Annotated in this window: 1 protein-coding gene; it reads left to right on the top strand. The window is 40.5% G+C overall.

Annotated elements, in window-relative coordinates; all coding sequences use genetic code 11:
* Positions 1-51: 51 nt before the first annotated feature.
* Positions 52-247: hypothetical protein (locus SB765_RS32490; RefSeq protein WP_410932875.1), on the top strand; the 196-nt coding region annotated here is incomplete at its 3' end.

Genomic DNA, 247 nt, shown 5'->3' with positions numbered 1-247 from the left:
ACTTCTTTGACCTAAGGGGAGCTGACATTCAAGTTGTAGATGAGGTGCTTCATGCTTGATTTTATGACGCGCAATCATGTTTACAGCTGGGACGGCCATAAGCACCGTTTATTGGATGATTTTGGTGACTTTGCCATTTTCATTAATATTGAAAAAGATGACGCTCTCCCTTTTCAGCTAACTGTACAACAAGTCGAAAATATTGATGATCAACACCAGATTATCAATGTTGAGGATCCTTGGCGAG

This window comes from Pseudomonas sp. SIMBA_067 (genome assembly GCF_046534675.1).
Classification (GTDB): domain Bacteria; phylum Pseudomonadota; class Gammaproteobacteria; order Pseudomonadales; family Pseudomonadaceae; genus Aquipseudomonas; species Aquipseudomonas putida.
The sequence above is the reverse complement of the archived record's forward strand: the minus strand, read 5'-3'. Positions and strand labels throughout refer to the sequence as shown.